Source organism: Saccharothrix coeruleofusca, from assembly GCF_014648515.1.
Classification (GTDB): Bacteria; Actinomycetota; Actinomycetes; order Mycobacteriales; family Pseudonocardiaceae; genus Actinosynnema; species Actinosynnema coeruleofuscum.
Genome location: NZ_BMRG01000005.1, coordinates 152,201 through 170,675, shown reverse-complemented (window position 1 = coordinate 170,675; position 18,475 = coordinate 152,201). Strand labels below are relative to the sequence as shown.

General features: G+C 71.8%; 19 protein-coding genes and 1 tRNA gene. 9 read left to right on the top strand and 11 right to left on the bottom strand.

Translation table 11 applies throughout. The features are described from left to right. Window position 1: 1 nt before the first annotated feature. Entirely contained in the window at window positions 2–655 is a 654-nt protein-coding gene (locus IEZ00_RS16260; protein WP_229795791.1) for a TetR/AcrR family transcriptional regulator, read from the top strand. Between the two features lie 24 nt (window positions 656–679). Here the strand turns inward: IEZ00_RS16260 and IEZ00_RS16255 are convergent. Further along, window positions 680–760, bottom strand: a tRNA-Tyr gene (locus IEZ00_RS16255). Window positions 761–883: 123 nt separating this feature from the next. Here IEZ00_RS16255 and IEZ00_RS16250 point away from each other — a divergent pair. Next, window positions 884–1,375, top strand: a complete 492-nt coding sequence (locus tag IEZ00_RS16250) for a YajQ family cyclic di-GMP-binding protein (protein WP_189224103.1) — start codon at window positions 884–886, stop codon at window positions 1,373–1,375. Continuing rightward, entirely contained in the window at window positions 1,372–2,256 is an 885-nt protein-coding gene (rfbA, locus tag IEZ00_RS16245) for a glucose-1-phosphate thymidylyltransferase RfbA (RefSeq protein WP_189224102.1), read from the top strand. Before IEZ00_RS16250 ends, rfbA begins: the two co-directional genes overlap by 4 nt. A gap of 48 nt (window positions 2,257–2,304) precedes the next feature. On the opposite strand, the gene htpX is transcribed toward rfbA, so the two are convergent. Genes htpX through IEZ00_RS16225 form a run of 4 tightly spaced genes read right to left on the bottom strand, consistent with a single transcriptional unit; the run spans window position 2,305 to window position 4,651 of the window. Then, window positions 2,305–3,165 carry a zinc metalloprotease HtpX gene (gene htpX / locus IEZ00_RS16240; protein ID WP_189224101.1) on the bottom strand — a complete coding sequence of 287 codons (861 nt, stop codon included), beginning with the start codon at window positions 3,163–3,165 and terminating at the stop codon, window positions 2,305–2,307. Between the two features lie 19 nt (window positions 3,166–3,184). After that, window positions 3,185–3,661 carry a 4Fe-4S binding protein gene (locus IEZ00_RS16235; RefSeq protein ID WP_189224100.1) on the bottom strand — a complete coding sequence of 159 codons (477 nt, stop codon included), beginning with the start codon at window positions 3,659–3,661 and terminating at the stop codon, window positions 3,185–3,187. Continuing rightward, a complete protein-coding gene (locus tag IEZ00_RS16230; protein WP_189224099.1) occupies window positions 3,654–4,232 on the bottom strand; it encodes an NADH-quinone oxidoreductase subunit C in 579 nt (192 codons plus the stop codon). The genes IEZ00_RS16235 and IEZ00_RS16230 overlap by 8 nt, the downstream gene beginning before the upstream one ends. Continuing rightward, complete coding sequence (locus tag IEZ00_RS16225) at window positions 4,232–4,651, bottom strand: NADH-quinone oxidoreductase subunit B (protein WP_189224098.1); 420 nt, start codon at window positions 4,649–4,651, stop codon at window positions 4,232–4,234. The genes IEZ00_RS16230 and IEZ00_RS16225 overlap by 1 nt, the downstream gene beginning before the upstream one ends. Before the next feature lie 248 nt (window positions 4,652–4,899). On the opposite strand from IEZ00_RS16225, the gene IEZ00_RS16220 reads away from it, so the two are divergent. Further along, complete coding sequence (locus IEZ00_RS16220; protein ID WP_189224097.1) at window positions 4,900–5,937, top strand: LysR family transcriptional regulator; 1,038 nt, start codon at window positions 4,900–4,902, stop codon at window positions 5,935–5,937. Here IEZ00_RS16220 and IEZ00_RS16215 read toward each other — a convergent pair. From IEZ00_RS16215 to ddaH, 3 genes are all read right to left on the bottom strand, one after another. Next, a complete protein-coding gene (locus IEZ00_RS16215; RefSeq protein ID WP_189224096.1) occupies window positions 5,934–6,074 on the bottom strand; it encodes a hypothetical protein in 141 nt (46 codons plus the stop codon). The two genes, IEZ00_RS16220 and IEZ00_RS16215, sit on opposite strands and share 4 nt — an antisense overlap. 114 nt (window positions 6,075–6,188) lie before the next feature. Further along, window positions 6,189–7,550, bottom strand: a complete 1,362-nt coding sequence (locus tag IEZ00_RS16210) for a hypothetical protein (protein WP_189224095.1) — start codon at window positions 7,548–7,550, stop codon at window positions 6,189–6,191. Window positions 7,551–7,942: 392 nt separating this feature from the next. After that, window positions 7,943–8,818 carry a dimethylargininase gene (gene ddaH / locus IEZ00_RS16205; RefSeq protein ID WP_189224094.1) on the bottom strand — a complete coding sequence of 292 codons (876 nt, stop codon included), beginning with the start codon at window positions 8,816–8,818 and terminating at the stop codon, window positions 7,943–7,945. Between the two features lie 75 nt (window positions 8,819–8,893). Here ddaH and IEZ00_RS16200 point away from each other — a divergent pair, with 75 nt between their 5' ends. The 4 genes from IEZ00_RS16200 to IEZ00_RS16185 all read left to right on the top strand — a co-directional run bounded on the left by IEZ00_RS16200 (window position 8,894) and on the right by IEZ00_RS16185 (window position 13,252). Next, window positions 8,894–9,334 carry an Lrp/AsnC family transcriptional regulator gene (locus IEZ00_RS16200; protein WP_189224093.1) on the top strand — a complete coding sequence of 147 codons (441 nt, stop codon included), beginning with the start codon at window positions 8,894–8,896 and terminating at the stop codon, window positions 9,332–9,334. Between the two features lie 9 nt (window positions 9,335–9,343). After that, entirely contained in the window at window positions 9,344–10,105 is a 762-nt protein-coding gene (locus tag IEZ00_RS16195; RefSeq protein ID WP_189224092.1) for an enoyl-CoA hydratase, read from the top strand. A 211-nt stretch (window positions 10,106–10,316) separates the two neighbouring features. Beyond that, the gene (locus IEZ00_RS16190; protein ID WP_189224091.1) at window positions 10,317–12,200 is read left to right on the top strand and encodes a 2-oxoacid:acceptor oxidoreductase subunit alpha; all 1,884 of its coding nucleotides are present in this window, start codon (window positions 10,317–10,319) and stop codon (window positions 12,198–12,200) included. Next, window positions 12,197–13,252, top strand: coding sequence for a 2-oxoacid:ferredoxin oxidoreductase subunit beta (locus tag IEZ00_RS16185; RefSeq protein ID WP_189224090.1), 1,056 nt, complete (start codon window positions 12,197–12,199; stop codon window positions 13,250–13,252). The genes IEZ00_RS16190 and IEZ00_RS16185 overlap by 4 nt, the downstream gene beginning before the upstream one ends. Before the next feature lie 57 nt (window positions 13,253–13,309). On the opposite strand, the gene IEZ00_RS16180 is transcribed toward IEZ00_RS16185, so the two are convergent. Next, a complete protein-coding gene (locus IEZ00_RS16180) occupies window positions 13,310–15,628 on the bottom strand; it encodes a sunset domain-containing protein (RefSeq protein WP_189224089.1) in 2,319 nt (772 codons plus the stop codon). A 290-nt stretch (window positions 15,629–15,918) separates the two neighbouring features. Here IEZ00_RS16180 and rarD point away from each other — a divergent pair, with 290 nt between their 5' ends. Next, entirely contained in the window at window positions 15,919–16,848 is a 930-nt protein-coding gene (gene rarD, locus IEZ00_RS16175) for an EamA family transporter RarD (protein ID WP_189224088.1), read from the top strand. 58 nt (window positions 16,849–16,906) lie between these two features. Here the strand turns inward: rarD and IEZ00_RS16170 are convergent, their stop codons facing one another. Further along, complete coding sequence (locus IEZ00_RS16170) at window positions 16,907–17,908, bottom strand: polyprenyl synthetase family protein (protein ID WP_189224087.1); 1,002 nt, start codon at window positions 17,906–17,908, stop codon at window positions 16,907–16,909. A gap of 21 nt (window positions 17,909–17,929) precedes the next feature. Then, on the bottom strand, window positions 17,930–18,475 hold a 546-nt coding region (locus IEZ00_RS36685; RefSeq protein WP_268248734.1), incomplete at its 5' end, for a proton-conducting transporter transmembrane domain-containing protein.

Below are 18,475 nucleotides of genomic sequence, written 5' to 3'. Positions count from 1 at the left end.
AGTGGGACGACCGCGGCGTTCGGACGCGCGCGACAACCGGGAGCGCATCCTGGCCGTCGCCCGCCTGGCGGTCGCCACCGACGGCCCCGACGTGCCGATCCGGGAGATCGCACGACGCGCGCGGATCGGCGTCGCCACCGTCTACCGGCACTTCCCCGGCAAGGACGCGCTGCTGGCCGAGGCGTTCGCCGCGCAGCCGGTCCTGTGCTCGGCGGTGGTCGAGGAGGGCCTGGCCCAGCCCAACGCCTGGCTCGGCTTCCGCCTGGTGCTGGAGGAACTCGTGCGGGCACACGCCTCCGGCCGGGACTTCATCCGCGCCCTCGTCCCCCGGCTCCCACCGGAAGCGGGCTTCGCCGCCGACCACGCCCGGACGCTGCGGATGCTCGCCGAACTCGTCCGCCGCGCGCGCAGAACAGGGGAACTGCGGGCCGACTTCGTCCTGGAGGACCTGATCCTGGCGCTGATGGCGAACCGGGGGATGCGAGCCGGATCACCCGACGACCGCCAGGCCGCCGCCCGCCGCTTCGCGGCGCTGATGATCCAGTCATTCCGGGCTGGACCGGAGCGGGCACCGCTCCCCCCGGCTGTCCGGTTGCCACTGCGACCCGCCGGTCCCGAAAGGACAAGACGAGAACACCCCCTCGACCTGTTCTAGGTCGAGGGGGTGTTCTGGCTCGCGTGGCGGGTAGAGGATTCGAACCTCTGTAGCTTTCGCGACGGATTTACAGTCCGCTCCCATTGGCCGCTCGGGCAACCCGCCCCGCTCCCGGTGGTGCCGGGTGCGGTGGGAACAATACATAAGCCCGTGCGGCCCCCTGCAACCGGGTTACCCCAGTAGGCTCTCGGGTGGCACCAGACCCAGCGCACGCGGAGGTTCAGGCACGTGGCAGACCCGTCGTTCGACGTGGTGAGCAAGGTCGACCGCCAGGAGGTCGACAACGCGCTCAACCAGGCGGCCAAGGAGCTGAGCACCCGGTTCGACTTCCGCGGCACGGGCGCGCAGGTGGCCTGGGCGGGCGAGGAGGCCATCTCCTTCCAGGCCGAGACCGAGGAGCGCTGCCGCGCCGCGATCGACGTGTTCCAGGAGAAGCTGGTCAAGCGCGGCATCTCGATGAAGGCGTTCGAGGTGGGCGACCCGGCCGTGTCGGGCAAGGTCTACAAGGTGACCGGCACGCTGGTGCAGGGCATCTCCTCGGAGAAGGCCAAGGAGATCGCCAAGAAGGTCCGCGACGAGGGCCCCAAGGGCGTGCAGGCGCAGATCCAGGGCGACCAGTTGCGCATCTCCGGCAAGAAGAAGGACCACCTGCAGGACGTCATCGCCCTGCTCAAGAACTCCGACTTCGGGATCGCGCTGCAGTTCACCAACTACCGATGAAGGGCATCATCCTGGCGGGGGGCAGCGGCACGCGGCTGCACCCGATCACGCAGGCGGTGTCCAAGCAGCTGCTGCCGGTCTACGACAAGCCGATGGTGTACTACCCGCTGTCGGTGCTCATGCTGGCGGGCATCCGCGAGGTGCTGGTCATCTCCACGCCGACCGACCTGCCGCTGTTCCGCAGGCTGCTGGGCGACGGCGGGCAGTTCGGCCTGCGCGTGGAGTACGCCGAGCAGGCCGCGCCGAACGGGCTGGCCGAGGCGTTCGTGATCGGCGCGGACTTCATCGGCGACGACGACGTGGCGCTGGTGCTGGGCGACAACATCTTCTACGGCCAGGGTTTCTCCAGGCTGCTCCAGCACCACGCCGCCACGCTGGAGGGCTGCGTGCTGTTCGGCTACCCGGTCAAGGACCCCGAGCGCTACGGGGTGGGCGAGGTGGACGCGGACGGCAGGCTGGTCAGCATCGAGGAGAAGCCCGCCCGGCCCAAGTCGAACAAGGCCATCACCGGGCTGTACTTCTACGACAACGAGGTGGTGGAGATCGCCCGAGGGCTTCAGCCCTCGGCGCGGGGCGAGCTGGAGATCACCGACGTCAACCTGCACTACCTGCGGCGGGGCCGGGCGCGGCTGGTCGACCTGGGGCGCGGGTTCGCCTGGCTGGACACCGGCACGCACGACTCGATGCTGGAGGCGGGCCAGTTCGTGCAGGTGCTGGAGCACCGGCAGGGCGTGCGCATCGCGTGCCCGGAGGAGATCGCGCTGCGGATGGGCTTCATCACCCCCGACGAGTGCTACGCGCTGGGCGAGAAGCTGGCCAAGTCCGGCTACGGCCAGTACCTGATGAACGTCGCCCGAGAGGTCGGCGGCCGCGCCGGGTAGTGGCTACCGGCCCCTGGGCGGGGGCTCGGGTGGTACTTGCGGGCGCGGTCAGGGGCGGCGGGCCAGTTCTTCGAGGCGGCGCACGCGGTCGGCGATCGGCGGGTGGGTGGAGAACAGCCGCGCGAGCTGCTCGCCCGGCCGGAACGGGCTGGCGATCAGCAGGTGCGACTGGGCCACGACGGCCGGTTCGGGGGCCAGCGGGGCGGCCTTGGCGCCGTCCTCGATCTTGCGCAGAGCCGAGGCCAGCGCCAGCGGGTCGCCGGTGAGCTCCGCCCCGGAGGCGTCGGCCTGGTACTCGCGGGAGCGGCTGACCGCCATCCGCACCACGCTCGCGGCCACCGGGCCGAGGACCGCGGTGAGCAGCACCGCCAGCGGGTTGGGGCGGTCCTCGTCGTCGCCGCCGAAGATGCCCGCGAACAGGGCCAGGTTGGCCAGCGCGCTGATCACGCCCGCCAGCGCGCCCGCCACGCACGAGATGAGGATGTCGCGGTTGTAGACGTGCGACAGCTCGTGCCCGAGCACGGCGCGCAGCTCCCGCTCGTCGAGCAGGTCCAGGATGCCGGTGGTGCAGCACACGGCCGCGTTGCGGGGGTTGCGCCCGGTCGCGAACGCGTTGGGCGCGATGGTGGGGCTGAGGTAGAGCCGGGGCATGGGCTGGCGGGCGGCCATGGCCAGCTCGCGGACGATGCGGTGCATCGCGGGCTGCTCGACCTCCGACACCGGCCGCGCGCGCATGGCCCGCAGCGCGAGCTTGTCGGAGTTGAAGTAGGCGTGGGCGTTGACACCGAGCGCCACCAGCAGGCCGATGACCAGGGCTGTGCGGCCGAAGAACGAGCTGATCGCCACGATCAGCGCGCTCATCGCACCGAGCAGCAACGCGGTCTTCACCCCGTTGTAGTGCTTGTGCACGTCGCTTCGCCTCCGGTCGTTAAGTCCTCTCCCTCAACGTCCCCGGCCTGCGCGGGGTTCCGGCACCGCCGCGTGCCGGGCGTGTGGCGGTGCTCTCCGGGGCGGGCTCGGCCCGCGGGTCCAGCGGCGGGGGCGGCGGCACCTGGGCGACCCAGGTGCCCAGCACGTCGCGCTCGTGGACGAGTTCGGCGACCGCGCCGGAGCCGTCGGGCGAGCCGGTGCCGGGGTAGGAGAAGTCGGGGGCCCAGTGCAGCGCGTCGAACGGGCACGCCTCGACGCAGATGCCGCAGTACAGGCACTGGCCGTAGTCGATGGCGAACCGGTCGAGCACGTTGCGGGCGCGCGGGCGGGCCGATCCGGGCTGCTGCTCGACCTCGGTGTGCGAGTCGATGTGGATGCACCAGTCCGGGCACTCGCGCGCGCAGATCATGCACACGGTGCAGTTGGCCTCCAGCAGCGCGATGACCCCGCGGCTGCGCGGCGGCAGCTCAGCCACGGTCGTCCTCCTGTTCGGGTCGTGGTCCCCACGACGGGTCGGGCACGCCGGGCGGGGCGGCGCGGCGGCGGCTGGGGGCGGACGTGCCGTCCTCCCCCGGTTCCAGGCGGCCCGGCCACGGCCGCACCACGCGGGAGGCGAGCACGAAGTCCTTGCGCAGCGGGTGGCCCGCGAACGAGTCGGGCAGCAGCAGGCGCGCGGGCCGCTGACCGGCCAGCGCGAGGCCGAACATCTCGGCGGCCTCCCGCTCGTGCCAGGCGGCGCCCGCCCACAGCCCGGCGACGCTGGGCAGCTCCTCGCCGTCGGCGACCTCGGTGCGCAGCAGCAGGCCGTCCTTGGTCTCCGGGTGCAGCACGTGCAGCAGGACGGCGTGCCTGCTGCCGCTGGCCCCCGGCCTGCCCGCGTCCTCGACGCCCAGCCAGTCGAAGGCCGCGCAGCCCAGCTCGTCGCGGGCGAACCGGGCGGCGGCCACCCAGCCGTCCAGCGGCACGTGCGCGGTGGTCTGCCCGAAGGCCGTCCTGGTCTGCGCGCCGGGCACCCGCTGCGCCAGCTCGGCGGACGCGGCGCCCATCAGGACACCAGCCGGTGCAGCGCGGCCAGGCCCTCCAGCAGGGCCTCGGGGCGCGGCGGGCAGCCGGGGACGGCGACGTGCACGGGCAGCACCTGGTCGATGCCCTTGGTGACGCTGTAGGAGTCCCAGTACGGGCCGCCGGTGTTGCTGCACGCGCCGACCGAGAGCACGTAGCGCGGTTCGGGCATCTCCCGGTAGGTGGCGAGCACGGCGGGCAGCATCACGTCGGTGACCGTTCCGGACACGACGAGCACGTGGGCCTCCCCCGCGGCGTGCACCGGGTCGACGCCGAGCCTGGCCAGGTCCTCGGGGCGGTGGCCCTCCAGCGCGGTCATCACCTCGACGCCGCAGCAGGCCAGGCCGAGGTCGAGCACGGTGACCCGGTACGTCGTGCCCCAGTCGAGCGTGGAAACCGTCACGACCGATGAGGTTAATACGTGGGGGCCCGCCCGGCTGCCGCCCGGCGGGCCCCCAACCCCCCAAACCCCCCTCATTGCTTCCGGTGAACTCGCCCCCGGTCGCGTGACGAGTCTCCAACGGATCGGGTGTGCAGTCCAGACGAATGCGCAAAGATCTTCGGATAATTTCATCGTGAACTGTGGTCAAGTTCAGTACAACTAATCGGTAGATCATCGACCGTGCAGGCTCGCCGACCCGAGAGGCACTCATGTCCGCTTCGGCCCAGCTGCTCCTCCCCGCGGGCAACCCGCTCAGCCGGTTGCTGCACGCATCGCCAGTGCTGCTGGACACCACGTTCGACCAGCTCAGGACACTGATCGCGGTGTACGAGACGAAGTCCGCGCTGCGCGCGGCGCGGGTACTGGGCCGCGAGCAGTCCAGCGTGCAGAAGCAGATCGACACGCTCAACCGCAACTTCAAGCAGTTGTGCGGGGAACCGCTGGTGGTCAAGCAGGGACGCGGAAAAGACGTGCTGATCACGCCCACCGGTGAAGCGCTGGTCGCATTGGCGCGCACCACGCTGCGCGAGTGGCTGGATTCGATTCACGAGTGCCGCCGCAAGCTGGGCACCACGCTCACCGTGGGCACGACGCGGTTCATGCTCGACTCGCTGGCCAAGGCCTGGCACCACGTCGCCGACGACTTCCGGCGGCGCGACGTGGAGCTGAAGGTGGTGCACATCCGCACCAAGGACATCTGGCGCAAGCTGGCCAGCAAGGAGGTCGACATCGTCTGCGGCAGCGTGGTCACCCCGGCCGGCCGCGGCGGCGACTTCGAGGAGTTCGACGTGATCGAGTGGCGGCGCGGCGGCCTGGCGCTGCTGACCAACCTGCCCGAGCACCGGCTGGGCCCCCGCGCGGCCACCGGGGACCTGCCGGAGCTGCCGCTGGTGGTGCCCTCGGACGGGCTGATCGCGGAGTTCCTGCGCGGCTGGTTCGGCCCGGACTACCGCAACGAGCTCGACATCGCCGCGGAGATCGACGAGATCCAGTACGGCATGTCGCTGCTGCGGTCCGGGCTGGTGGAGGGTTGCATGATCGTCACGTCCGGGCTCGGCGTGGTGGCGGCCAACAACGAGCTGCGCGAGGGCTCCGGGCTGCGCGTGGTGGAGCTGGCCGACGACCGCGAGCCGAGGCTGGAGCGGTTGGTCGGGGTCTTCGCCCGCAAGGAGGAGCGGGCGAAGTTCCCGACCGACCACCCGTTGAACCTGCTGTGGGCCGCCTTCCAGCGGGAGGTGCCCGACTAGCGCGGGCGCCTCTGCCGCTGGGCCTGGCGGACCAGCCACTCCAGCCCGCTCGGCGGCCGCGGGGCGACCTTGCGGTCCTCCTCGCGTGCCTCCTGCCGCGGTTGAGGCGCCGAGCGCTGGGCGTCGAGGTCGTTCACGGCACGCTCCCTACCTGTTCGACAGCGGGTCGCCGTCGATCCGAGCACTGCGGGGGCGTGGGCGCTAGACCGCTCAGCCGGTTGGGTGACATCCTTCGGCGGATCGGTGGTAGATCAGTTCGGGGCGTGGATGCCGTCCGCCGGATTGGCGTTGTAGTCCCGCGTAGCGCCCCGGACGTACATCTGCGTGTTCTGGTTGCCGGAGAAGTACTGCTCGATCGAGCCGGTGAACGGCGTCGTCGACGGGTTGCGGCCGTACACGTCGGTGTAGACCTTCGCCGGTCCGCTGTTGCGCACGCTGAACGTGCCGGGCCGGAACTCGCGCAGCGTGCCCTTGAACGGCGACCGCGTGTCGTCCCAGGCCACCCGCTGCCCGGTCTGCTGGGTGATCTGGCGGACCTGGTCGCAGTACGCGCCGCGGATGCCCTCGTAGCACAGGTCGACCTGGCGGGACAGCTTGTCCGGCGCCGAGGCGTTGTAGTAGCGGCTCGGGTTGAGCACGTAGAACAGCGGCGCGACGGTGAACGACAGCTGCGAGTTGCTCACCGTGACGTCGGAGAACCAGAACTCGTGCAGGTCGTTGGTGTCGAACGGCACCTCCCGGCCGGTGATCACCTCGTAGTGCGTCTTGCCCTCGCGGATCGCCTGGACGCAGCTCGGGTCGGTGATCAGCCTGCCCAGCGAGCGGGTGTCCGACGGGGAGTCCGGCGGCACGGCCTGGCCCACCGAGGTGAACTTGCCGCCCAGGTTGGGGCCGGGGCAGTCGGTGCTGCCGAAGCCGCCGGGGCGTCCGCTGGGGATCAGCGCGGTGAACCGGGCCTCGCTGACCTGGCCGTTGCTGTTGTGCGTGCAGCGGTTGTTGTAGACCAGCTCGTGCGCGTTGTTGGTGAACGCGTCGGGCGAGTGGGTGCCCTGGTGGAACTTCAGCAGGACGTCGCAGACGGCGATGGTGGGGCCGTTGGGCGGGAAGAAGCTGAAGCCGTTGTCGCCCTGGATGACGTTGGAGTTGTTGACCGCGAGCACCTTGTGGCCGACGTGGTCCTCGTGCCGGTGCACGCCGCCGGGCTTGCTGGTCATCATCACTTCGCTGGTGTAGCCGAAGGTGGGCCACTTCACCGTGGAGAACAGCTCCGAGGAGCGCGGGTCGTCGCCGTGCTCGTGGCCGAAGGAGCAGCCGCTCGGGTCGCGCGCCGGGTGCCAGGTCGGGTAGACCTTGCCGTCGGGCCCGTAGGTCCAGTAGCGCGCGTGGACCTCCCGCGAGCACTCGTTGCCGCGCGGGGTGTAGCCGTTGCCGTCCGCCTTGGTGATCAGGTCGTAGGCCATGCTGGTCGGCGCGGACGCCGGGGGCAGCGCCCTGCCCCAGTCCGGGTTGTCGGCGGGCGGGGCGGCGCTGGCCCCGACGACCCCGCCGCCGACCGCCAGCGCGGTGATCGCCGCTATTGACAGTAAGCGGGACCGGTGTGGTCGAACGTGCATCACATGCCCTCCACGAGGTGTGACCGGTGTCTGGATGGCGGCGCGGGGCACTGCGCGGTCACGCAAGGGGCGGTTCGGCCGGTCTTCGGGCGGTCGGCGACCGGACGGACCGGGCGCGGCGGATGACCAGGTCAGCAGAGTCGCTCACACTCTGCCTGCGCGATCAGTGTTCGACTGGCGCAATGAGTTGTCAACGACTGTCGAAAGCTTTCGAAAAGCTTCGCGAGTGAAATCCCTCATTCGGCAGAGTGCCGACGAAATCAGGAATCCTTACTCCCCGTTCAGTAGCGTTCAGTCCGCCGCACCGCACACTTCCGCCCAGGTCCACGCGGGCCTGGGCGGAAGGATGGGCATTTTGGAAAGCAGTGCGGCGGAGCTGCGGGTGAACCGGTTCAGTCCCGGATTTCCAGCGTGCAGCACTTGGGGCCGCCGCCGGACTTGCGCAGTTCCGAGATGTCCACCGGAATCGGCTCGAAACCGCGCCGCGCGACCTGCTCGGCCAAATGCGTCGCCTCCACCGGCAGCACCACGTTGCGCCCGTCGGAGACGGCGTTGAGCCCCAGGCAGGCGGCGTCGTCGGCGGTCGCCAGCACCGCGTCGGGGTACAGCCGCCGCAGCACCCGCCGCGACCCCGGCGAGAACGCCTCGGGGTAGTACGCCACCAGGTCCTCCGACAGCACGACCAGCGCCACGTCCAAGTGGTAGTACCGGGGGTCCACCAGTTGCAGCGACACCACGGGGACGCCCAGCACCTCCTGGGCCTCGGCGTGCGCCTGCGGGTCGGTGCGGAACCCGGTGCCCGCCAGCAGCAGCGACCCGGTCCACGCGAAGTCGCCCTCGGCCTCGTTGATCCGCGACGGCATCACCACGTCCCGGTAGCCGTTGGCCAGGAACCAGCGGCGGAAGTGCTCGGCCTCGGCGGCCCGCTGCGGGGCCCGGAAGCGGGCACCCAGCACGCGGCCTTCCACCACGGTGCCGGAGTTGGCGGCGAAGACCATGTCGGGCAGGCCGGGCACCGGGTCGATCAGGTCGACCCGGTGGCCGAGGCGCTCGTAGGTCTCCTTCAGCGCCGTCCACTGCTCGACCGCCAAGCCGGTGTCGACCGGCCTGCTCGGGTCCATCCACGGGTTGATCCGGTACTCGACCGTGAAGTGCTCCGGCTCGCACATCAGGTACCGGCGGGCGGTCGGCACGCGGGCGGGCGCTGCGGGGGCGGCGACGTCGAGCACGACCGGCTCCGCACCGCCCAAGATGGACACCGAAGTCATGGATCGAAATGTAAATGAGCACCTGACCAGCGAACAACGCCGCAGTCTTGCGTTGGTTGGTGCAGAATGTTGCGTGTGGACTCGATCGACCAGCGGATCATTTCGTGCCTGATGGCCAACGCGCGCTCCAGCTACGCCGACATCGGCAAGGAGGTGGGCCTGTCCGCGCCCGCGGTGAAGCGGCGGGTGGACAAGCTGCTGGACACCGGCGTGCTGCGCGGGTTCACCGCGGTGGTCGACCCGGAGCAGCTGGGCTGGGGCACCGAGGCGTTCGTGGAGGTGCACTGCAAGGGCAACGTCGCGCCGCACGACATCCAGTCGCGGCTGGAGCCGATGGCCGAGGTCATGGCCGCCTACACGGTCTCCGGCGCGGCCGACGCGATCGTGCACCTGCGCGCGGGCAGCATCCACCACCTGGAGACCGCGCTGGAGCGGCTGCGCGCGGTGGAGATCATCGACCGCACCGTCTCCACCGTGGTGCTGTCCCGCCTGCTGGACCGGCCGCCCGCTCCGTAGAGTCGCGCCATGCCCGAGGTGCTGCTGGACCGCTCCGACCGCGTCGCCGTGATCACCGTGCACGACCCGGACCGGCGCAACGCGCTGACCCCGGACCTGTCCGACCGGCTGGCCGACGCGGTGCGCGCGTGCGAGCGGGACGAGGAGGTCAACGCCGTCGTGGTCACCGGCGCTCCCCCGGCGTTCTGCGCGGGCGCCGACCTCACCGCGCTCGGCGAGGCCCGCGAGGAGGGGCTGCGCCGGATCTACGCCGGGTTCCTGGCCGTGGCGGACTGCTCGCTGCCCACCATCGCGGCCGTGGGCGGCGCGGCGGTGGGCGCGGGCCTGAACCTGGCGCTGGCCTGCGACGTGCGGCTGGCGGGCCCTCGGGCGCGGTTCGACGCGCGGTTCCTGCAACTGGGCATCCACCCCGGCGGCGGCATGACCTGGATGCTGCAGCGCCTGGTCGGCCCGCAGACCGCGGCCGCGATGACGCTGCTCGGCCAGGCCCTCGACGCCGACGCGGCGGTGCGGCGCGGGCTGGCCTGGGAACGGGTGGACGGCGGGCACGACGAGCTGGTCGCCGCGGCCGTGGCGCTGGCCCGCGCCGCCGCGGAAGCGCCCCGCGAACTGCTGCGCACCACCAAGGGCACTATGCGGACCACCGCAGCGTTGACCAGTCGTGCACAGGCCGTGGACACCGAACTGGTCCCCCAGGTCGCCTCGATCGCGACACCGGAGTTCGCGGCGAAACTCCAGGCCATGAAGGCCCGCATCAGCGGTCGCGGCTGACCTGGCCGCCACCGCCCGAAGGACACGACGTGAAGCAGCAGTTACCGGTCGGCGGTGAGACTTTCCTCGCACTTCCCGCCACGACGTGGAGTGGAACGGATCATCCCGCACAGTGGTATGGGGAGAACCGGCCCCACCGCGTCCACGACTACCCTCGCCTAGGGGCAGGCAGCAGCTCGCTCCTTCGTGAAGAGAGGGATCGGCGTAGGAGATGACTACCGACCTGGGTAACGGCGCCTCGGCGGAGGGCGTCGAGATCCGCAAGCTGGATCGGGTGGTGATCCGGTTCGCTGGCGACTCCGGCGACGGGATGCAGCTGACCGGCGACCGCTTCACCTCCGAGGCCGCGGCCTTCGGCAACGACCTCGCGACACTGCCCAACTTCCCGGCCGAGATCCGGGCGCCCCAGGGCACCCTGCCCGGTGTGTCCAGCTTCCAGCTGCACTTCGCCGACTACGACATCCTGACCCCCGGCGACCGGCCGGACGTGCTGGTGGCGATGAACCCGGCGGCGCTCAAGGCCAACATCGGCGACCTGCCGCACGGCGGCACGCTGATCGTCAACACCGACGAGTTCACCAAGCGCAACCTGACCAAGGTCGGCTACGACGGCGACCCGCTGGAGGACGGCTCCCTCGACGCCTACCAGGTGCACAAGGTCGCCATGGCCACGCTGACCATCGGCGCGCTGGAGCACACCGGCCTGGGCAAGAAGGACGCCGAGCGGGCCAAGAACATGTTCGCGCTGGGCCTGCTGTCGTGGATGTACCACCGGCCGACCGAGGGCACCGAGCGGTTCCTGCGCGAGAAGTTCGCCCGCAAGCCCGAGATCGCCGAGGCCAACGTGCTGGCCTTCCGCGCGGGCTGGAACTACGGCGAGACCACCGAGTCGTTCGCGGTGACCTTCGAGGTCGCCCCGGCCAAGCTGCCGCTGGGCACCTACCGGCAGATCACCGGCAACACCGCGCTGGCGTACGGGATCGTGGCCGCGGGCCAGCGCGCCGAGCTGCCCGTGGTGCTGGGCACCTACCCGATCACGCCCGCCTCGGACATCCTGCACGAGCTGTCCAAGCACAAGCACTTCGGCATCACCACGCTGCAGGCCGAGGACGAGATCGCGGGCATCGGCGCGGCGCTGGGCGCCTCCTACGGCGGCGCGCTGGGCGTGACCTCCACCTCCGGCCCCGGCATCGCGCTCAAGTCCGAGACCATCGGCCTTGCCGTGATGACCGAGCTGCCGCTGGTGATCATCGACGTGCAGCGCGGCGGCCCGTCCACCGGCCTGCCCACCAAGACCGAGCAGGCCGACCTGCTGCAGGCCATGTTCGGCCGCAACGGCGAGTCCCCGGTCCCGGTGGTGGCCCCCCAGTCGCCCGCCGACTGCTTCGACGCGGCGCTGGACGCGGTGCGCATCGCGCTGACCTACCGCACCCCGGTGCTGCTGCTGTCCGACGGGGCCATCGCCAACGGCTCCGAGCCGTGGCTGATCCCGGACGTGGACAGCCTGCCGGACCTGCGGGTGGACTTCGCCACCGAGCCCAACGGCCCGGACGGCGCGTTCTGGCCCTACCTGCGCGACCAGGAGACGCTGGCGCGGGCCTGGGCGGTGCCGGGCACGCCGGGGCTGCAGCACCGCATCGGCGGGCTAGAGAAGGCCGACGGCACCGGCAACATCTCCTACGACCCGGCCAACCACGACTTCATGGTGCGGCTGCGGCAGCGCAAGGTCGACGGCATCGAGGTGCCCGACGTCGTGGTGGACGACCCGTCCGGCCAGGCGCGGGTGCTGGTGGTGGGCTGGGGCTCCTCCTACGGCCCGATCGGCGCCGCCGCGCGCCGGGTGCGCAAGCAGGGGATGCCCGTGGCGCACGCGCACCTGCGGCACCTCAACCCGTTCCCCAAGAACCTGGGCGACGTGCTCAGCCGGTACGAGCGGGTGATCGTGCCGGAGATGAACCTCGGGCAGCTGGCGTTGCTGTTGAGGGCCAAGTACCTGGTCGACGCCATCTCCTACACCAAGGTGCAGGGCCTCCCCTTCAAGGCGGAGGAGCTGCAGGACGTGCTCACCGACGTGATCAAGGGAGTGCCCGCGTGACGGCGATCGATCTGGGTCTGCCGGGCCTGGGAGGCCTGGACGGGGTGCCGACGGCCGACCAGCCGCAGAAGGCCAAGGACTACAAGTCGGACCAGGAGGTCCGGTGGTGTCCCGGCTGCGGCGACTACGTCGTGCTCAACGCCGTCCAGTCGTTCCTGCCCACGCTCGGCCTCAAGCGCGAGAACATCGTGTTCGTCTCGGGGATCGGCTGCTCGTCGCGGTTCCCGTACTACATGAACACCTACGGGATGCACTCGATCCACGGGCGCGCCCCGGCCATCGCCACCGGTCTCGCGGTGGCCCGGCCGGACCTGTCGGTGTGGGTGGTCACCGGTGACGGCGACGCGCTGTCCATCGGCGGCAACCACCTGATCCACACGCTGCGGCGCAACGTCAACCTCAAGATCCTGCTGTTCAACAACCGGATCTACGGGCTGACCAAGGGCCAGTACTCGCCCACCTCCGAGGAGGGCAAGGTCACCAAGTCCACGCCGTTCGGGTCGCTGGACCACCCGTTCAACCCGGTGTCGCTGGCGCTGGGCGCGGAGGCCACGTTCGTCGGGCGCGCGGTCGACTCCGACCGGGCCGGGCTGACCTCGGTGCTGCGGCAGGCCGCCGAGCACCGGGGGTCGGCGCTGGTGGAGATCTACCAGAACTGCCCGATCTTCAACGACGGCGCGTTCGACGTGCTCAAGGACGCGGACTCGGCGGCGCGGCGGATCATCAACGTGGTCGACGGCGAGCCGATCACCTTCGGCGGCGGCGAGCTGGCCGTGGTGCGCGACGGGTTCGGGCTGACCGTGGCCAAGACGGCCGACGTCGCGCCCGAGGACGTCGTGGTGCACGACGCTTCGGACCTGAACCTGGCGTTCGCGCTGTCGCGGCTGTCGACGCAGGACCTCCAGCACACCGTCACCGGCGTGTTCCGCAACGTCGCGCGGACCACGTACGACGACGCGGCACGCGCCCAGGTGGCGCAGGCCCGCGAGGCCAAGACGCCGGACCTGGCGAAGCTGCTGCACGGCAACGACACCTGGACCGTGGCGGGCTGATCCCAGCGCGCGAAAAAGGGGCTCCCCGCCACGGGGAGCCCCTTTTTCGCACCCGCGTCACGGGGCGGGGCGGAACCCGGCCTTCTCGGCGTCGGCGGTGGTGCGGAACCAGACGTCCGCCCTGGTCTCCCGGAAGTTCGCCGACTCGGCGGTGAAGTAGCGGCGGCCGGTCAGCGTGGCCTTGATCTGGAACTCCGGGGCGGGCGCCTTGCCGTCGGACTTGGGCAGCACCGAGCCCGGCCCGAACGGCGAGCGCGGGTTGAAGCCCTCGGGCTGCTGGAAGCGCGTGGTGCTGGGCACCGGGCGGCCGCCGGTGCTCGGGCTGAACCCGACCGGCCTCGGCCGCACCGGGCGCGGCAGGGGCGGCGTGGCGGGCTTGGCCGAGGGCGCGGGGCTGGACGGCGCGGTCGGCGGCGCGGCGGGAGATGCGGTGGGCGGCGCGGTCGGCGTGGGCGGCACGCGCTTGCTGCCCGGCTGGCGGGTCGGGCGCTGCGGCAGGCCGTTGCCGGAGGAGGCCAGCAGCTCCGGGGCCAGCTTGGGCACGAACGGCTGGTCGTTGGTCGGGGGCGGGGTGGGCTTGGTGACCGAGGACAGCTGCTCGGCCTCCGCCTCGTCCTCCGGGTTGACCAGCGGCTCGAACAGCGACCGGGAGCGGGCGGGCTCGGGCTTCTTGTCGGCCTTCTTCTCCGGCTTGGGCTTGGGCTTGACCTCGGGCCTGGGCTCGGGCCTGGGCTTGGGCGCGGGCTCGGGTTCGGCGGCAGCGGCCTGGACGGGTGCGGCCTGGACGGGTGCGGCCTCGACCTTGGGCTGGGGCCTGGTCTCGGCGACCGGATCGGGCTCCGGCGTCGGCTCGGCGGGCGCGGCCTCGACCACTTCGGGCCGCTCGGCGGGCGCGGGCGGAACGGGCGCGGCCTGGACGGGCGCGGCCTGGACGGGCTCGGGCTTGGCCTGCCACGACCTGATCGGCTTGGGCTCCGCCCCCTCCACGTCCTTGGCCGCCTCGCGCCAGAAATCCGCCAGGTTGGACGCCATGGGCGACTGCTCGGACGTGCCCTGCTCGGGTGCGGCCTGCGCGGGCACCACCTGTTCGGGCCCAGCGGGCTCGGGCTCAGCGGTCTCGGGCTCGCTCTCGACGGGCTCCGGCTCGGCGTGACGGGGTTCGGCTTCCGCCTCGACCTCGCCGTGCAGGGGCGCGGTGTCGGCGGGCAGCGCGGGCTGGACAGCGGTGTCCTGCTCGGACGCGGGCGGCACGACCGGGGCCAGTCCGGCCACCTCGGTGCGCTCGGCTTCCGACTCCTCCGGCTCGACCTCGTGCCGCGGGGCCGCCGCGGGCCGCTCGACTTCACCGGAGCGCCGCTGCTCGGCCAGGAACTGCTCGAACGCGGCGTCGTCGGCACGGGCGCGGTCGGACCGGGCCGGGGGCGCGGGAACCTCGACCGGCGGGGTGATCTGGGTGGGCGCGTGGTCCTCGTCGCGGACCGCCGGGGTGATCTCGGTCGGCGCGTGGTCCTCGTCGCGCACCGCCGGGTACTCGCCGGTCAGGTCGTGGTCGGGCCACGCCTGCTCGTCGCGCGGGTGCCGGTCGACCTCGGCGATGGCCTCGGCCAGCGCGGTCGCCGGGATGAGGGTGGTCTCCTCGGACGCCGAGGGCGGCGCGGGACGCGGAGCCTCGCGCTCGACCGGCTCCTCCTCCGCCACGGGTTCGCCGCGCCACACCTCGCGCGGCTGGAACGGGGGGACCTCCGGCGGCGCGGTCGGCGCCTCGGGCACGCGGGCGACCTCGGCCACCGGCGGCAGCAGGTTGGTCTTCTCCGGACCGGTCTTCTCCGGGACCGCCGCCTTCTCCGGGGCTGCCTTCTCCGGGGCTGCCTTCTCCTCGCCCGCCGCCTCCGGGGTGACATTGCCCCGGACCGCGTCCTGGGTGCGGGCGCGCTCGGTGGGGTTGAGCAGCTCGAACCGGGAGCGCGGCTCCTCGGGCTCGAACTCGGGGAAGTCGTGCTCCTCCTCGAAGTCCGACAGCGGGCGGTGCTCGTCGTCCAGCTCTTCCAGCAGCGAGTCGCGGTCGTCCAGCCGCATGCCGGACACGTCGTACAGGGGCGGGGCCTGGCGCGCGGGCCGGGTCAGCACCTCGGCGCGGGGGGAGGTGGTCCAGTCGTCGAAGTCGTCGGCGGGCGCGACGGTCGCCGGGGCGGCCACCTCGACCTGGGTGCGCTCGGCCTGGGCGCGCTCGGCTTCCGGGCGCGGCGAGAGCAGCAGGCGCTGCTCCAGGTCCTGCAGCTCGCGCTTGGCCGGGCGGACCAGCACCAGCCAGGTGAGCAGGACGCCCGCCAGGAACGACAGCAGGCTCCACAGCCACACCTGTCCGAACAGCGACACCACGGGAGACCCTCCCACCGCCAAGACCGCGTACACCCCGACACGCTCCGCCAGCGCCGGGCTCCCCGGTCGGCCAAGCGGTGCCAAACTACCCTGACCACGCGGCCGGGTGCGCCCGGCCGTCCGGACGTCCGGCCGCGATCGAATACTAGGCCGTGTCGCCCGGTCGGATGGCCGCCGGATGCGCGCGAACGACGAACTCAGGGGTTCCGGAGGTTCGACTCGCGGGAGAGGATGGCCACCCCGGTTGGTTAACCCGATCGGTGTAGCGGGCCGCGTACAGTTGCTCCGTGCCCCCCTTGACCTCCTCCACCACGTCCCCAGCAGACGTCCGCTCACCGAATCGGGGCGTCGTCTACGGGGCCGGGGCGTACGTCCTGTGGGGCCTCGTGCCCGCCTTCTGGCCCCTGCTGCAACCGGCGGGTCCGGTGGAGATCCTGGCCCACCGCATCGCGTGGTCGCTGGCGTTCATGCTGCTGATCACCGCCGTGCTGCGGCGGTGGGGCGCGCTGCGCGGGCTGTCGTGGCGCGGTTGGGGCATGGTGGCGGCGGCGTCGGCGCTGATCGCGGTGAACTGGGGCGTCTACATCCACGCGGTCAACACCGGCCACGTGGTCGAGGCCGCGCTCGGGTACTTCATCAACCCGCTGGTGAGCGTGCTGCTGGGGGTGGTCGTGCTGCGCGAGCGCCTGCGGGCGCTCCAGGGTGCGGCGATCGCGATCGCCGTGCTGGCGGTCGTGGTGCTGGCCGTGGACTACGGGCGGCTGCCGTGGATGTCGCTGGTCCTGGCCTGCTCGTTCGGCGTGTACGGGTTGATCAAGAAGACCGTGCCGCTGGACTCGACGGCCAGCCTGACCGCCGAGAGCGTCGTGCTGGCCCCCGTCGCCGTGGGCTACCTGGTCTGGCTCGGACCGGCGGGCACGTTCCTCGACCTGGGTGCCGGGCACGCGCTGCTGCTGGCCTCCGCAGGCCTGGTGACCGCGATCCCGCTGATGCTGTTCGGCGCGGGCGCCCGGCGCGTCCCGCTGATCACCATGGGCATGCTGCAGTACCTCGCGCCGGTCCTCCAGTTCGCCTGGGGCGTGTTCGTCAAGCACGAGCCGATGCCCGCGTCCCGCTGGTTCGGCTTCGCCCTGGTGTGGGTGGCCCTGGCCGTGTTCACCACCGACGCCCTGCGCTCGCGCAGGCGCAAGCCGCACCTGCTCGCGTCGGTGGAGTAGCGCGCGTCGGGTGGTGGTTACCGGCCCCGGCGGGGGCGTCGGGTAGTACTTGCAGGCGTCAGTGGGTGCGGGTGACGACGTACTCGCTGACGGATTCGAGGGCGTCCCGCGCGGTGCCCTCGGGCAGCGGCGCGAGCAGGGCGCGGGCCCGGTCGGCGTACTCGTCCAGGGTGTGGCGGGCCCGCCGCAGGCCGGACGAGGCGCGCAGCAGCTCCAGCGCCTCGACGACCTCCGCGTCGTCGGTGATCGGACCCGCCAGCAGGGCGGCCAGCCGCGAGTCCGGCTCGTCCTGCAGCGCGTAGAGCATCGGCAGCGTCTTCACGCCCTCGCGCAGGTCGGTGCCGGGCGTCTTGCCGGACTCCTCCGACGGCGAGGCGATGTCGATGACGTCGTCGGAGATCTGGAACGCCGCGCCGATCACCTCGCCGTACGCGCTGAGCGCCTCGACCTGCTCGGGGGTGGCGTCGGAGAACATCGCGCCGAAGCGGGCGGCGGTGGCGATCAGCGAGCCGGTCTTCTCCGCGATCGTGGTCAGGTAGTGCTCGACCGGGTCCTCGCCCTCGCGCGGGCCCACGGTTTCGCGCATCTGGCCGGTGACCAGCTCGCTGAAGGTCTCGGCGATGATCCGGGCCGCGTCCGTGCCCAGGTCCGCCACCAGCGCCGAGGCGTGCGCGAACAGGTAGTCGCCGGTGAGGATGGCGATGCTGTTGTCCCACTTGGCGTTGGCCGAGGCCGCGCCGCGGCGCATGGTGGCCTCGTCCATCACGTCGTCGTGGTAGAGCGTGGCCAGGTGGGTCAGCTCCACCACGGCCGCCGCCTTGAGCACGCTCTCCCGGTCCCAGGTGGTGCCGAACTGCGCGGAGAGGATCGTGAACAGCGGGCGGATGCGCTTGCCGCCCGCGTCCACCAAGTGCAGGGACGTCTCCACGACCGGGTGGAACTCGCTGCGCACGGCCTTGCGCAGCAGCTCCTCCACCTCGGACAGCCCGCCCTCAACCAACTCCGCGAGCACGGGGTCCGCAAACCGGAACCCCGTCCCCGCCCGCTCGCTACTGGTCACAGCCGAAAGCCTACGTACCGGCTAGAAGACGAACTGGCCGGACCCCGCCCAATCGAGGGCGAAAGCCGGGTAGACGCCCAGCAGCAGCGTCATCGCCGCGCCGAGGGTGATGGCGACCGTGGTGAACGCGCCCGGCACGCTGACCGTGGGGCCATCGGCCGCGGGCTCGCTGAAGTACATCAGCACGATCACCCGCAGGTAGAAGAACGCGGCCACCGCGCTGGCCACCAGCGCGATCACCACCAGCGGCGCCATGCCCTGCTGCACCGCCGCCGCGAACACCACGAACTTGCCGACGAAGCCGCTGGTGAGCGGGATGCCCGCGAGGGCGAGCAGGAGGAACGTGAACACGCCCGCGACCACCGGCGACCGCTTGGCCAGCCCCGCCCACTGGGACAGGTGGGTGGCCTCGCCCTCGCCCGTGCGCACCAGGCTGACCACGCCGAACGCGGCGATCGTGGTGAAGCCGTAGGCCAGCAGGTAGAACATCGTGCCGGACAGGCCCTCGTCGGACAGCGTGATGGAGCCGACCAGCAGGAAGCCCGCGTGCGCCACCGAGGAGTAGGC